The organism is Streptomyces asoensis (genome assembly GCF_013085465.1).
Taxonomy (GTDB): Bacteria; Actinomycetota; Actinomycetes; order Streptomycetales; family Streptomycetaceae; genus Streptomyces; species Streptomyces cacaoi_A.
This window is the reverse complement of record NZ_CP049838.1, coordinates 3,597,574-3,613,499: the sequence shown is the minus strand read 5'-3', so window position 1 is coordinate 3,613,499 and position 15,926 is coordinate 3,597,574. Positions and strand designations below refer to the sequence as shown.

At 68.6% G+C, this 15,926-nt stretch carries 7 protein-coding genes; all 7 read left to right on the top strand.

Going from position 1 to position 15,926, the window contains the following annotated elements; all coding sequences use genetic code 11:
• Nucleotides 1–57: 57 nt before the first annotated feature.
• The 7 genes from G9272_RS16100 to G9272_RS16070 all read left to right on the top strand — a co-directional run bounded on the left by G9272_RS16100 (nt 58) and on the right by G9272_RS16070 (nt 15,870).
• On the top strand, nt 58–3,744 hold the full coding sequence (locus tag G9272_RS16100) for a LamG domain-containing protein (RefSeq protein WP_171397219.1): 3,687 nt from the start codon (nt 58–60) through the stop codon (nt 3,742–3,744).
• Between the two features lie 156 nt (nt 3,745–3,900).
• Nucleotides 3,901–10,848 (top strand): polymorphic toxin-type HINT domain-containing protein, encoded by a 6,948-nt coding sequence (locus tag G9272_RS16095; RefSeq protein ID WP_171397218.1) that lies wholly within the window; start codon nt 3,901–3,903, stop codon nt 10,846–10,848.
• Nucleotides 10,849–11,304: 456 nt separating this feature from the next.
• Nucleotides 11,305–11,625 carry a 50S ribosomal protein L21 gene (rplU, locus tag G9272_RS16090; protein ID WP_007381993.1) on the top strand — a complete coding sequence of 107 codons (321 nt, stop codon included), beginning with the start codon at nt 11,305–11,307 and terminating at the stop codon, nt 11,623–11,625.
• 14 nt (nt 11,626–11,639) lie between these two features.
• On the top strand, nt 11,640–11,894 hold the full coding sequence (gene rpmA, locus G9272_RS16085; protein WP_007381992.1) for a 50S ribosomal protein L27: 255 nt from the start codon (nt 11,640–11,642) through the stop codon (nt 11,892–11,894).
• 135 nt (nt 11,895–12,029) lie between these two features.
• A complete protein-coding gene (gene obgE / locus G9272_RS16080; protein ID WP_171402016.1) occupies nt 12,030–13,466 on the top strand; it encodes a GTPase ObgE in 1,437 nt (478 codons plus the stop codon).
• A 218-nt stretch (nt 13,467–13,684) separates the two neighbouring features.
• Nucleotides 13,685–14,140, top strand: coding sequence for a hypothetical protein (locus G9272_RS16075; protein WP_171397217.1), 456 nt, complete (start codon nt 13,685–13,687; stop codon nt 14,138–14,140).
• A 158-nt stretch (nt 14,141–14,298) separates the two neighbouring features.
• Entirely contained in the window at nt 14,299–15,870 is a 1,572-nt protein-coding gene (locus G9272_RS16070; RefSeq protein WP_171397216.1) for an alkaline phosphatase D family protein, read from the top strand.
• The last annotated feature ends 56 nt before the right edge of the window (nt 15,871–15,926 follow it).

Here is a 15,926-nt window from a genome sequence, read left to right as displayed (position 1 = left end):
CCGGCTTCCCGCAAAAAACTCGACACAACTGACCTGACCCAACGGGAGAGTGGACGCGTGTCCGCAGACACACAGAGACCGATACGGCGTGGCGTGCTGGTGCGCGCCGCCGTCGCGGCCGCCGTCGCCGGCGCGGTGACGGCCGGGACCCTGGCGGTCCTGCCGGGCGGCGCACCGGCGGGACCGGCACCGGTCGCCGCCGACCAGCCGATGGTGACCGAGCAGCAGGCCATGGCTGCCGCGCAGGACAGCGGCAAGAAGACCGAGGTCGTGGGTCTGCGCACGGAGCGCCGGGAGATCTTCGCGGAGCCCGACGGCACGTTCACCGCCCGTGAGTACACCGAGCCGGTGCGCACGGTGCAGGGCGGCAAGTGGGTCAAGGTCGACGCCACGCTGGTGAAGCGGGCCGACGGCAGCTGGGGCCCGAAGGCCGCCACCGTCGAGCTGGCCTTCTCCGCCGGTCAGGCGGGCAAGCCGTTCGTGACGATGCAGCGGGCTGGGCGTGAGTTCGCCCTGACCTGGCCGTACGGCAAGCTGCCCGCGCCGACGGTCGAGGGGGACACGGCCACGTACGCCGAAGCCCTGCCCGGCGTGGACCTGACGGTGCGGGCCGAGGCCGACGGCTTCGGTCACCTGCTCGTCGTCAAGACGCCGGAGGCCGCGGCCGATCCGAGGCTCGCCCAGCTCGACCTGGGCATGGCGACGGACGGCCTGAAGGTCACCGAGGACGCCACCGGAGCGATCGTCGCGGAGGACTCCGTCGTCGGCGGCACCGTGTTCCAGGCGGGCAAGCCCTCGATGTGGGACTCGGCCGCCGTCCAGGAGGCGACGAGCAGGAAGCAGGGCCCGAAGGCCGTCGCGAAGGCGCTGAAGGCCGCGTCGGCCGCAGTGGCCGGCGCCGACGAGACCGCCGGCACCGGCACGGCCACCGCCACTGCCTCGGCCACCCCGTCCTCTACGTCCACCCCCGGCCCGCAGGCCGCCCCGGAGGCCGCGCTCGAGGGCCCGGGCGGCGGCGGTCGCGTGGCCCCGCTGGGCGTCGAGGTCGGCAAGGGCAAGCTGCGTCTCGTCCCCGACCAGAAGCTCCTGAAGGGCGCGAACACCGTCTTCCCGGTCGTCATCGACCCGATCCAGCGCACCACCTCGCGCACCTCCTGGACCGGCGTCATGTCCGGGATGCCCAGCGAGCAGGACTGGAAGTACTCGGGCAGCGCGGGCGTGGGCAAGTGCCCGACCGACTACAACCCGGTCTCCTGCAACGGCGTCGGCACCCGTCGCGTGATGTTCACGATGCCGCTCTCCTTCTACAAGGGGAAGCAGATCCTGGGCGCGACGTTCTCCGCCCGCGTCGAGCACATCTACAGTGCCTCCCCGACCGCCGAGCCCATCCAGCTGTACCGGATCGGCGGCCAGAACTACTCCCTCAGCTCGTCCAGCAGCTGGTCCAACACCTCGGACGACTGGGACGACTATCTTCAGACCGTCGACAAGGCGATCTCCCCGACGTCCTGCTCCAGCCAGGCCAACCTGCACTTCGAGAGCGGCGCGAGCGGTGAGCTGACCAGCGAGATCAAGACGGCCGCGGCCGGCGGCTGGAACTCCATGACGCTGGGCCTGCGCGCGGCCGACGAGTCCCGCTTCGCCGAATGGAAGCGGATCTGCGGCAACGCCTACCTGTCCGTCTCGTACAACAACCTGCCGCGGCAGATCAAGACGTCGGACATGTCCACCGACCCCGGTGGCGTGTGCAAGTGGGGCGCGAGCCGTCCCTACGTCGACACTCCGCCGAAGCTGCGCGCCATCGCCAGCGACCCCGACCACGGCAACGGCCAGACCGACAAGGTGAAGGTCGAGTTCAAGATCGAGTGGGGCGGGACCACCCCCGGCTCATACACCTACATCACGAAGGACGCGCTCTCCCCGACCGCGAACACCAAGTTCGAGCACACCGTCAAGTCGACGATCCCGCAGAACACCGTCATCTACTGGAGCGCACGCGCCAACGACGGTGACGGCAACGGCCCGTGGAGCTCGGACGGAGACCCCGCCCAGCGCTGCGAGTTCATCTACGACAAGACCTGGCCGGGCAAGCCGAACGTGCTGTCCAAGCAGTACCCGTCCGACACCGTCTACCACGACGGCGTGGGCACCTACGGCACCTTCACCTTCTCGCCCAACCCGAACGACTCCATCCCGGACACCGACGTCGTCAAGTACCAGTACTCCTTCGACGGCGCCGCGCTGACCACCCTCACCCCGACCACCGGTGGCGGCTCCGTCTCCGCGCAGTGGGTGCCGACCCGGGCCGGGCGGCACGTGCTCGAGGTGATCGCCATCGACAAGGCGACGCACGCCGCGAGCAACTCGTACGACTTCCTGGTGGCCGAGGGCCGACCGGTCGTCGGCCAGTGGAACCTCGCCGACGAGGCCGGCGGCGAAGCCCACGACGAGAGCGGTGAGTACTCGGCGACCGCCGGCAGCGCCGTCACCTTCGGTGTCGACGGTCCCGGCGGGAAGGCCGACAAGGCCGCCCACTTCGACGGCACCGCCGAGTCCTACCTCGACGCCAGCGAGACCGTCCTCGACTCCGCCAAGAGCTTCAGCGTCAGCGCCTGGGTCCGGCCCACCGCGCTGGACAAGAACATGACGGTGGTCAGCCAGGACGGCACCGGCGAGCCCGGTTTCGCCCTCGGCTACGACGCGTCCGCGCAGACCTGGAAGTTCTCCGTCCCGGTCAACGACGTGGACTCGCTCGGCGAGTGGAAGGCCGTCTCCACCGGAATCTCCGTGGTCAAGGACCAGTGGGTGCTGCTGACCGGCGTGTACGACGCGCAGAAGACCGGCGGCCCGCAGCTCCAGCTCTACATCAACAAGGATCTGAAGGCGTCCACCATCCGCCGCTCCACCTGGAAGTCGTACGGTCCGCTTCAGATCGGCCGGGCCACGGCCAAGAGCGGCTACCGCGACAACTTCACCGGTGACCTCGCCGAGGTCCGCGTCTTCGACCGCGTCGTCTCGGCGACCGAGGTCTCCGAGCTGCTGACCGTCAAGCCGGCCCGCAAGGGCTACTGGCAGCTCGACGACGCCAGCAGCGGCGCCTCCGTCGAGACCGGTGGCGGCCAGGCCCTCACCCTGGCGGGCAACGCCTCCATCTACCGCCCCGCCGACCCGCTGTTCGACACGGCCGCCCTGGTCGGCGACGGCAACCTGGTCCTGGACGGCGACGGGGACTACGCGTCCACCGCGACCGCCCCGGTCACCGGCAACACCAGTTTCACCGTGACCGCCCGCGCCCAGCTCACCTCGCTGGACCCGGAGAAGTCGCAGACGGTGCTGTCCCTGCCGGGCGCCAACGCCAACCGCGTGCAGGTCCGTTACCAGGCGACCACCGGCCAGTGGGAACTGGCGGTCGCCAAGTCGGACGTGGCCGCCCCCGCGGTCGTCACCTTCACCGACGACCAGGAACTGCCCGACACCGGCGGCTCCGGCCAGCACCTGGCGGTGGTCTACGACGCCTTCGCCAACACGATCCGCCTGTACGTGGAGGGTCAGCTGGTCGCCGGCGCCTACGGCACGGACGACACCCTGTGGTCCGCCACCGGCGGTCTCCAGGTGGGCCGTTCGCTGCGCGGGGCGAGCGAGTACTTCGCCGGCGCGATCGACGAGGTCCGCGTCTACAGCGGCGCCGCCGACCCGATCGCGGTGCAGCAGATGTCCGCGCTGACGGCCGTCTCCGATCTCTGACAGATCCGATAGCTCGTCAGTTCTGAGGTGTGCCGGGTCCTTTGAGGGCCCGGCACACCTGTTCCTGTCACCTTTCTTTCTCCTTCCCTTCATCACGTTCTCCTTCGATCAGGAAGTCTCCGAATGTTTTTCCGTGGCCGCTCACTGAGCCGCCGCATGCCCAGATCGACGGTTGTCGCGACGGTGCTCGGGCTTACGCTCGCGCTGTCGGCTTCGTCGGTTCAGGCATTGGCGCTCGACGACGGCGACCGGGGCCGCACCAGCCGCCCCGGCGTCCAGGACGACGGGGATCCCGCCCAGGGGTCCGACGCGAAAGCGAAGTCCCGTCCCTCAGACCCGGCGCGCAAGGCGGCGGTCAAGGGGCTCGACAAGGCGGTGTGGCCGAAGCAGGGCGGCGCCGAGGTGAGTGTCGGCGCGGCCGGCGCGACCGAGGCGGGCGGTCTGCCGGTCAAGGTCGGCAAGGCGCTCAAGGCGTCCAAGACGTCCAAGGCCGCGAAGGGCGTCGCGTCGTCCGAGGCCGCCGAGAAGGTCCGCGTGGACGTCCTCGATCCGAAGCGCGCGGGGCAGCTCGGTGCTGGTGTTCTGCTCGGTGTGGAGCGTGCCGACGGTGAGGACGCGGCCGCCAAGGTCCGCCTGACGGTCGACTATTCGGAGTTCGCCGAGGGCTTCGGCGGCTCGTACGCCTCCCGCCTCCAGCTGGTTCAGCTTCCGGCGTGTGCCGCTGTCGCGATTCCGGGCAGCAAGGCGTGTCCGGAGCAGCCGAAGGCGCTGCCGACGGTGAACGACGTGAAGTCGGGCACGGTCTCGGCCGACGTGACGGCCGCCCCGGCTCCCGCCGAGGGCGTCTCGACGATGGCCGGTACCGCGACCTCCCTGGTGGCGGTGGCGGCGGGTCCGTCGAGCGCGCAGGGCACCTACAAGGCCACGGCTCTCGCCCCCTCGGCCAGTTGGAGTGTCGCCACCTCCTCCGGCGCCTTCAACTGGAACTATCCCTTCCGGTCCGTCCCGACCCCGGGCGGCCTCACCCCGACCGTCGGTCTCGGCTACTCCTCGCAGTCGGCGGACGGCCGCACGTCGGCGACGAACAACCAGGGTTCCTGGATCGGTGAGGGCTTCTCCTACGACCCGGGCTACATCGAGCGGCGCTACAAGCCGTGCTCCGAGGACGGCCACGACAGCTCGGCCGAGCAGTGCTGGGCGTTCGAGAACGCCACGGTCATGCTCAACGGCTCTTCCGGTGAGCTGGTCAAGGACGACACCACCGGCAAGTGGCACATGTCGTCCGACGACGGCAGCAAGGTCGAGAAGCTGACGGGCGCCACCAACGGCGACAACGACGGCGAGTACTGGCGCATCACCACCTCGGACGGCACCGAGTACTACTTCGGCCAGAACCGTCTGCCGGGCTGGGCCACCGGGAACGAGGAGACCAACTCCACCTGGACGACCCCCGTCTTCGGTGACGACTCCGGTGAGCCGTGCTACAACGCCACCTTCACGAGCGCGTACTGCCAGCAGGCGTGGCGGTGGAGCCTGGACTACGTCAAGGACACCCACGGCAACGTGATGTCCTACTTCTACGACCGTGAGACGAACTACTACGCGCTCAATGGCAAGACGGACGTCAACGGCACCGCGTACCACCGCGGCGGCTACCTGAAGCGCATCGACTACGGCCAGCAGGACACCAAGGTCTACGCGGCGAAGGCCCCGGCCCGGATCGTCTTCAACACCGCCGAACGCTGCCTGGTGACCTCCGACTTCGACTGCGCGGAGAGCAAGCGCACCAAGGCGAACGCCGCCTACTGGCCGGACGTTCCGGTCGACCAGGAGTGCAAGTCCGCCACCAAGTGCACCTCGCCCGTCGCGACCTTCTTCACCACCAAGCGGCTGACGTCGGTCGTCACGCAGATGCGCAAGGACGCCACGACGTACCAGGACGTGGACGCCTGGACCCTGACCCACCTGTTCACGGACAACGGCGACGACTCCAAGACGCTGTGGCTGTCGAAGATCGAGAATGAGGGCCGGGTCGGCACGGCGGTGAAGCTGCCGTCCGTGGACCTCTTCGGTGAGCAGCTCGCCAACCGGGTCGACGCGATCGGCGACAACATCGCCCCCTTCTACCGCTTCCGCCTCTCGATGGTCCTCAGCGAGACGGGCGCGCAGCTCGACGTGACCTATGCGCCGGCCGACTGTGCGAAGGCGTCGCTGCCGAAGCCGGGCGAGTCGACGAAGCGCTGCTATCCGGTGAAGTGGGCGCCGCCGGGCTATGTGGATCCGATCACGGACTGGTTCCACAAGTACGTGGTCTCGGCGGTCATCGAGACCGACCGCACCGGCGGCAGCGACTCGATGGTCACCCGCTACGACTACCAGGGCGACGCGGCCTGGCGTAAGGCGAAGCCGGACGGCATCTCCGACGAGAAGTACCTGACCTGGGGTGGCTGGCAGGGCTACGGCAAGGTCAAGGTCACCAGCGGTACGGCCGACGTGCAGAAGACCCGGGTCGACTACACGTACCTCCAGGGCATGGACGGCGACAAGGACGCCGACGGCAACACCCGCTCGGTGACGGTCAAGGACTCCACGGGAGCCTCCTACACGGACTCAGAGGAGTTCACCGGCCAGCAGCTGGAGGTCGCCACCTACGACGGCGCCAAGCTGGTCGGCAAGACGATCAACACGCCCTTCAAGTACAACACCGCTACACAGAAGAACAGCTGGGGAACCAGCAACGCGGTCATGGTGCGTACCCAGACCGGCCGGGGCTTCAGTCTGAAGTCCGACGGCAGCTGGAGCGAGACGAAGTCCACGACGACGTACGACACGTCCAACGGCACCGGCCGGGTCCTGACCGTCGACGACCAGGGCGACGTCTCCACCACGAAGGACGACACCTGCACGCGTACGACCTACGCGGACAACACGGCGAAGAACATCCTGTCGCTGCCCGCCCGCAGCGAGGTCGTGTCGGTCAAGTGCGCGACCACGCCCGACCGCAAGACCCAGGTCCTGGGGGACGAGCGTGTGTCGTACGACGGCGGCGCGTTCGGCGCGGCGCCCACGAAGGGTGACGCGACCAAGACGGAGCGGCTGACCTCGCACGACGGCACCACGGCGACGTACCAGGTCACGGGTGCGACGACCTACGACGCCTTCGGCCGTCCGCTCACGCAGAAGGACGCCAAGCAGTACGGGACGTCGGACCAGACCAAGACCGTCTACGTCGAGACGAACGGCCTGCTGACCAGGACGACCGTCACCAACGTCCTCGGGCACAACACCATCACCGACTATGTCCCCGCCTGGGGCATGTCGACCGGGCAGACCGACCCGAACGGCAAGCGGACGGACCTGGCCTACGACGCGCTGGGCCGTCTGACGTCGGTGTGGCTGCCGGACCGGGCCTCGAGCCAGACGCCGAGCATCAAGTACTCGTACAACGTCCGCAAGGACAAGGTCACCTCGATCAAGACCGAGAAGATCGAGAACGACGGCTCCTACGGCGCGGAATACCAGCTTTTCGACAGCATGCTGCGATCCCGTCAGATGCAGACGGAGGGCCCGGACGGCACCCGCATGGTCGCCGACACGTGGTACGACGGCACCGGCAACGTCAGGAAGACCAACTCCACCTACAACGCGGCCGGCGCGGCCTCCGACGAGCTTCTGCTCGTGAGCAACGGTCAGGTCGGTGCGCAGAGTCTGCTGGAGTACGACGGCCTGGGCCGTACCACCGCACAGATCTCCGCGGTCAGTGGCGCCGAGCAGTGGAGCACCACGACCAGCTACGACGGTGAACTTACGCACGTCGACCCGCCGGTCGGCGGCGTGCCCACCACGACGATCACCGACGGCGCGGGGAACCTCTCCGAGATCCGCCACTACAAGGGCGCCTCGCCGGGCGCGGGCGTGGCGTACGACTCGACGAAGTACACGTACAACACGGCGGGTCTGCTGGAGACGGTCACCGACGCCAAGAACAACGTGTGGCGTTACGAGTACGACCAGCTGGGCCGCAAGACCAAGGCGGTCGACCCGGACGCGGGTACCTCGCGTACCGAGTACGACGAGCTGGACCGGCCGGTCGTGGCATACGACGGCCGCAACAAGAAGACCTCGACGGTCTACGACAAGCTCGGGCGTGTGCTCGCGACCTGGTCGGGTGACGCCGACACGGGTACCAAGCTGACGGAGACGAAGTACGACAAGGCGGGCTGGCTGGGCCAGGTCTACGGCACGCTCAGCTACACCTCGCCGACGGAGTACTTCGCCACGGCCGTTCAGTCGATGGACGAGTTCTACCGCCCGCTGAAGACCGCCTACCAGGTCCCCGCCTCTCAGGGTTCCCTGGCCGGAACGTACGTCTACTCGCAGACCTACAACCGGGACGGCACGCTACAGACCACCGGCCTGCCGGCCATCGGCGACCTGCCGGCGGAGGCGGTGACGTACACGTACGACGCCCTCCAACGTCCCATGACGATGACGGGCAGCACCTCCTATGTCACCAACACCGTCTACTCCAGGACCAGTCAGCTCCAGCAGCTGGAACTGTCTTCGGGCAGCGGCAAGAAGGTCTGGCAGACCTTCGGTTATGAGAAGGGCACCGACCGGCTGACCCGGTCGCTGGTCGACGTCTACGGCGCGACCGCCCCGGCGAAGGACTCGTACTACTCCTACGACCAGGCGGGCAACGTCCTGTCGATCGCGGACTCGGCGAACTCCGCTTCGCCGGACGTGCAGTGCTTCGCCTACGACAGCCGGCAGCGCCTGTCGGACGCCTGGACCCCGGCGGCCACCGCGACGACCGCGGCCGGCTCCGGGACCCGCGGCTCCACCACGCCGGTGGACGGCACCGGGCCCACGGCCTGTGACGCCGCTGCCGGTTCGAGCACGCTGGGCGGTCCGGCCCCGTACTGGAAGTCGTACGAGACCGACGCCATCGGCAACCGGACCTCGGAGACCAACCACGACACCGGTCTCAACGCGGCGAACAACATCACCCGCAGCTACGAGTACGGCGGCGCGGGCGCCCTCGGCGACGGACCGCACCAGGTCACCAAGGTCACCGAGAACACCCCGACCGGGGACAGGCAGTCGTCGTACGAGTACGACGACTCCGGCAACACCACCAAGCGCACCATCGGCGGCAACGCCCAGGTTCTCAGCTGGGACGACTCCGGTGCGCTGAGCAAGGTCACGGAGGCGGGCGGTTCGCAGACGAACTATCTGTACGACGTGACCGGCAACAGGGTGCAGCGCAAGGACCCCTCCGGGACCACTGTCTACCTGCCGGGCACCGAGCTGAAGTTGTCGGCCGACGGAACCAAGAAGGAGGCCACCCGCTACTACGACTACGCCGGACAGACCGTCGCGGTCCGCACCGCGGCGAAGCTCTCCTTCGTTGCCTCTGACCATCACGGCACGGGCGAGGTGGCGATCGACTCGGTCACCGGGGCCGTCTCCCAGCGCCGCTTCGACCCCTTCGGTGTCGACCGCGGCGAGAAGACCGGCACCTGGCCGGGGGAGAAGGGCTATGTCGGCGGCACGATCGATGCCTCGACCGGCCTGACCCATCTGGGGGCGCGCGAGTACGACTCGGTGATCGGCAAGTTCATCTCCGTCGACCCGATCATCGACTACACCCAGCCGCAGCAGATCAACGGCTACGCCTACGCCAACAACTCCCCGGTCACACACGCCGACCCCAGCGGCATGATCGTCCCGGAGTGCCGGGAGGGCCTTATCGAGTGCCGTGGCGGCATCCCCGTCACCGACACCGACCCGGAGGTCTCCAAGGCGCAGTCGGAAGTCAGCAAGGCGTCCGGCGACGTGGCGGCCGCGCAACAGCAGCAGTCCTCCGCCAAGCAGCGCATCAAGTCCGCGGGCAAGGCCCTGGTCAAGATTGCCCGAGACATTCTCGGTGTGGACGCGGCCCTGGACTGTATTTCCACGGGTGACGTCGGTTCCTGCGGCGAAACGCTGCTCAACATCGCAGGCAGCTTCGCGGGCGGCCTGGCGGGCAAGATCCTCGCCAAGTACGGGGCGCCGTGGAAGTGGGCCAAGGGCCTCAAACTCGCCAAGCGGGTCACCAACCTGGTCGGGGACCTGATCGGCGGCGCCAAGAGCCTGTGGAACGCCAACAAGGCGGTGGGCCGGGCGAAGCTCGGACTCTCCAAGGCCGCAGAGAAGTTGGCGGACGTCAGGAAGAAGGCCGCGGCGGCCCTCAAGAAACGCAAGAAGACCGAGGACGCCGGCACCTGCCCGATCAAGGGTAAGCACAGCTTCCTGCCCGGCACCAAGGTGCTGCTCGGCAACGGCAAGACCAAGCCGATCGAAAAGGTGAAGCTCGGTGACAAGATCACCGTCACTGACCCGGAGTCGGGCGGTACGACGGTCCGTGAGGTCGTCGGCACCATCGTCACCGAGGACGACAAGCACTTCGTCGACCTGACGATCAGGAGTGAGCCGGGAACGTCCGAGTCCCTGGTCTCCACCACGACCCACCCCTTCTGGTCCGACTCCGAGCGGGCTTGGATCGAGGCGGGCGATCTGAAGCCGGGCATGCGCCTGCACACGGCGAACGGCGACGCGGTCGAACTCACGGCCGTCCGCGCCTTCGACCAGCGCCGGCGCACCCACGACCTGACGGTCGCGGACGTCCATACGTACTACGTGACGGCGGGCAGCACGGCCCTTCTCGTCCATAACTGCGGTGATGCAGACGACGACCTCCTCGACTTCGCCGACGACGCGCTGAGCATCGACTCGTCGATTCGTCCGAACGTCGCCACCAAGGCGACATCGGCAGACGGAAAGCACACGGTCTACTCCTACGCCCAGGACTCGCGAACCGGTGGCATGCCGGAGAAGACGGCCAGGGCCGTGGCTCAGTCCGGTCACCATGGAGGCTGCGGTGAGGTCGGCTGTGCCGTCCAGCTGGAGAACTTCCAGGCACTGGAGGGCGCGACGTTTCAGTCGGTGAAGATCGGGGGAGGCGCGAGAGGCAATGCCTTCCCGCTGGACGAACATGGCGAGCTGCTGGGGCCGTGTCCCGCCTGCACTCGCCTCCTCCCGCTGATCGGAGGCAAGGGATAGCGATGACCATTCCGGACGAGCTTCGAAGCGCTCTGCGTGACTTTCGGGCGGTACGTGCTCAAAAGCCGCTCGCATCCGCTGAGGCGGCGGAGTCCGTCGACTGGCACGAGAGGATGGCGGTCGCTCTGGAGTCCCTCGCGGAACACCTGATCCATGAGACGGATCGGGTTCAGGCGAGAGACGCCGCCACCAGGAACAGGGAGGAAGCGGCACGGCTTCGGCGCTCGCCGACCTGAGCCGTCCCTCACCTGAGCGAGTGCTCCCGGGGCCCGGTTTGACCCCTCAAGCCGGGCCCCGTAGCCTTGTCCCTCGGCGTGTCGGTTGACGTGCCACATCTCCGTAAACCCTCTTCCTCCCGGGTACCGGTACCTAGGTGGCCGGGAGAGGCCGTCCGTGTTCGTTCCCGGGCGGCTGGACTGCGGGGATGCCGTCCCAGAGCGAGAGAGTGAGATCCGCGTGTACGCCATCGTGCGCAGCGGTGGCCGCCAGCACAAGGTTGCTGTCGGTGACATCGTTGAGGTTGACAAGATTTCCACTGCCAAGGTTGGCGACACGGTCGAGCTCTCGACCCTGCTCGTTGTCGACGGCGACGCTGTGACCAGCGACCCGTGGGTGCTGGCCGGCATCAAGGTCCAGGCCGAGGTCGTGGACCACCACAAGGGCGTCAAGATCGACATCCTTCGCTACAAGAACAAGACCGGTTACCGCCGTCGTCAGGGCCACCGCCAGCAGTACACGGCGATCAAGGTCACTGAGATCCCCGCGGCTGCGAAGTAAGGGACTGAGGAGACATGGCACACAAGAAGGGCGCATCGTCCACCCGGAACGGTCGCGACTCCAATGCCCAGCGGCTCGGCGTGAAGCGCTTCGGCGGTCAGGTCGTCAACGCGGGTGAGATCCTGGTCCGCCAGCGCGGCACCCACTTCCACCCCGGTGCGGGCGTCGGCCGTGGCGGCGACGACACGCTGTTCGCGCTGAACGCCGGTGCGGTGGAGTTCGGTACCCACCGTGGCCGCAAGGTCGTGAACATCGTTCCGGTCGCCTGAATCCTCTGATTCACGGCTTCGACCGAACATTTCGCGAGGCGGACCTCACTTCCCTTCCGGGAAGGCGGGTCCGCCTTTCGCGTGTTAGAGCAGTAGATAGTTCCTTACGTTTTCGTAGTGCTGGAGGCACCCACCATGACCACCTTCGTGGACCGCGTCGAACTGCATGTCGCCGCGGGTAACGGAGGCCACGGCTGTGCCTCCGTCCACCGTGAGAAGTTCAAGCCGCTCGGCGGCCCGGACGGCGGCAACGGCGGCCGTGGCGGCGATGTGATCCTGGTCGTCGACCAGTCGGTCACCACGCTCCTCGACTACCACCACAAGCCCCACCGCAACGCCACGAACGGCAAGCCCGGCGAGGGCGGCAACCGCTCCGGCAAGGACGGCCAGGACCTGATCCTGCCGGTCCCGGACGGCACCGTCATCCAGGACAAGGCCGGCAACGTGCTGGCGGACCTGGTCGGTCACGGCACCTCGTACATCGCCGCCCAGGGCGGTCGCGGCGGCCTCGGCAACGCGGCGCTGTCCTCGGCCCGCCGCAAGGCGCCCGGCTTCGCGCTGCTCGGCGTGCCCGGTGACCTTCAGGACATCGTCCTGGAGCTGAAGACGGTCGCCGACGTGGCCCTCGTCGGCTACCCGAGCGCGGGCAAGTCCTCGCTGATCTCGGTCCTGTCCGCCGCCAAGCCGAAGATCGCGGACTACCCGTTCACGACCCTGGTCCCGAACCTGGGTGTGGTGACGGCCGGCTCCACGGTCTACACGATCGCCGACGTGCCGGGCCTGATCCCGGGCGCCAGCCAGGGCAAGGGCCTCGGTCTGGAGTTCCTGCGCCACGTCGAGCGGTGCAGCGTCCTCGTGCACGTCCTGGACACGGCGACCCTGGAGTCCGAGCGCGACCCGCTCTCCGACCTCGACATCATCGAGGAGGAGCTCAAGCAGTACGGCGGCCTCGGCAACCGGCCGCGGCTCGTGGTGCTGAACAAGATCGACGTACCGGACGGCAAGGACCTCGCCGAGATGGTCCGCCCGGATCTGGAGGCGCGCGGCTACCGCGTCTTCGAGGTGTCCGCGGTCGCCCACCTGGGCCTGAAGGAGCTGTCCTTCGCGCTCGCCGAGATGGTGGGCGCGGCGCGCGCGGCCAAGCCGAAGGAGGAGGCGACCCGGATCGTCATCCGTCCGAAGGCGGTCGACGACACCGGCTTCACGGTCACGCTGGAGGAGGACGGTCTGTTCCGCGTCCGGGGCGAGAAGCCCGAACGCTGGGTGCGCCAGACCGACTTCAACAACGACGAGGCCGTCGGCTATCTCGCCGACCGGCTCAACCGCCTCGGCGTGGAGGACGCGCTGATGAAGGCGGGCGCCCGCGGTGGCGACGGCGTCGCCATCGGCCCCGAGGACAACGCGGTCGTCTTCGACTGGGAGCCGTCGGTGACGGCCGGCGCCGAGATGCTCGGCCGACGGGGCGAGGACCACCGCTTCGAGGAGCCGCGTCCCGCGACCCAGCGCCGCCGGGACAAGCAGGCCGAACGCGACGAGGCGACCCAGGAGTTCGAGGGCTTCGAGCCCTTCTAGTTCAGTCCCTCGGCGATCGTACGGAAGCGGCGAGGCGGGCCCTGTTCCAGGGATCCCGCCTCGCCGTTTCCTGTTGCTCGCGCCGCTCCGGATATTGGCCCGATTTGATGTGGGCATGATCCTCCTGGCGAGGAGATCATGATCAAGGGGCCGACCGGCTGGGCGCACGTCACGCCGCGCCAGGAGCCCGGACATGTCCGTGTAGCGAGGGAGAGCACATGCGTCGTCCAATCCGCAGGTTCCTGACCGTGGCCGCTGTCACCTTCGGGGCGGCTGCCATGGCGGTCGGTCCGGCTTCGGCCGCGCCCAATTGGCAGGCATGGGTGCGGCCTGACGACAGTGTGTGCGGGGGCACCGACAACCACTCGGTGTCCACCAAAGTGATCTTCCAGACCTGTCTGGTCATCAACCACAGCAACGACACCATGCAGGCGGTCCTTCTCGTCCGGAACAACGCCACGGTCAACATCACCATGACGAGCTCGTACGTGCATTCCGCATGGGATGTCGACCCCGACGCCCACTGTGTCGAAAAGGTGCTCCCGGCTGGACAGCTCCTCGCCTGTTACGGCGAGACGTCGCCCTACATCTCCGGCGAGAACGTCGGCTGGGGAGGCATCACTTACAACGGCGTATCGGACAAGACTCCGCCCGCGTACCAGACGATGCCCTGAGTGCTCCGTGGCGGAGCGGGTGAGCGGTGGCGCCCGCTGCCCGACTCCGCTGTCCTCTCACTTGTCATGCACGTGAAGCCTGGAGTTCGGCGGGTCGACCGCCCAGCCGTGGGAGCTTCCGAAGGTCCAAGAGACCAGCGAGGCAAGGGAGTTCACCGATGGCCGCCGAGCGCGCCGCCGCGAACGGAACCGCATCCCCCGACCGTCGCCGTTTCCTGACCGCGGGTGCCGCCGTGGTCGGTGCCGCCGCCTCCGCCCAGCTGTGGCTGCCCGCCACCGCCCGCGCGGCCGAAGCGCCGCTGCCCGCCGGGCTGTTCAGCCTGGGCGTCGCCTCCGGAGACCCCCTGCCCGACGGCATCGTCCTGTGGACCCGGCTCGCACCGGACCCGCTGAACGGCGGCGGCATGCCCGACCGGACCGTCCCGGTGCAGTGGGAGATATCGCCCGACCCGCGCTTCGCCGGCTCCGTCCGCAAGGGCACCGCCCAGGCCCGGTCCGCGTACGGGCACAGCGTTCACGTCGATGTGCGAGGGCTCCGTCCGGGCAGCGTGTACTGGTACCGCTTCCGGGCCGGCGGCCAGCTTTCGCCGGTGGGCCGCACCCGCACCGCGCCCGGCCTCCTCAGCTCCGGCGGCCCGCTGCGCATCGCGCTCGCCTCCTGCCAGAACTGGCAGCACGGCTACTTCACGCCGTACGCCGACATGCTGGCGCAGGACCCGGACGTCGTCCTCTTCGTCGGCGACTACATCTACGAGTCGGGCCCCTCGGCCTCGGCGGTACGGCGGCACGAGGGGAGCGGCGAGCCGTACTCGCTCACGCAGTACCGCAACCGGTACGCCCAGTACCGCTCCGACCCCGACCTGAAGCGTATGCACGCCCACGCGCCCTGGGTGGTCACCTTCGACGACCACGAGGTCGACAACGACTACGCCGGGGAGATCCCGCAGGATCCCGCGCAGCAGACCCACGACGCCTTCGTGGCCCGGCTGACCGCGGCCTACCAGGCGTACTACGAGCACATGCCGGTCAGGGCCACCGCGATCCCCGACGGGCCGCACATCCGCATGCACCGCCGCTTCCAGTTCGGGCGGCTGGCCCGGCTCAACGTGCTGGACACCCGGCAGTACCGCACCGACCAGGCCACCGGCCAGGCGGGCGCCCAGGACCCCGCGCGCACCATGCTCGGCGCCGAGCAGAAGCAGTGGCTGCTCGACTCGCTGCACGGCTCGGGCGCCCGCTGGAACCTCGTCGCCTCGCAGATCATGCTGGCGGAGACCGATCTGCTGGCCGGTCCGGGCAAGCAGTGGTACTACGACGCCTGGGACGGCTACCAGGTCGAACGCAACGCCCTCCTGGCGGAGTTCGCCTCGGTCCGCAACCCGGTCGTCCTCAGCGGCGACCGGCACCTGAGCATGATCAGCGACCTGAGGAAGGACTTCGCCGACCCGGGCTCCGCCGTCGTCGGCGCCGAGTTCGTCGGCACGTCCATCTCCAGCAACGGCGACCAGGACCAGGCCGCCTTCCACGCCCAGTGGGACCCGCTGAAGGCCGACAACCCGCACTGGAAGCTGATCGACGCCCACCGCGGCTACCACCTCTTCGACCTCCGCGCCGACGCCGTCGACGCGACCGTCCGCGTCGTCGACACCGTCCTCAAGCCGAAGGCGACCGCCCGTACGCTCGCGAAGCTGCGGGTGGCCGACGGTAGGAGCGGAGTACGGCGGGTGTGAAAACCCCGATGTGAAAAACGCCGACCGGAGCCCGGGACTCATCCGTGCCCCAGGCT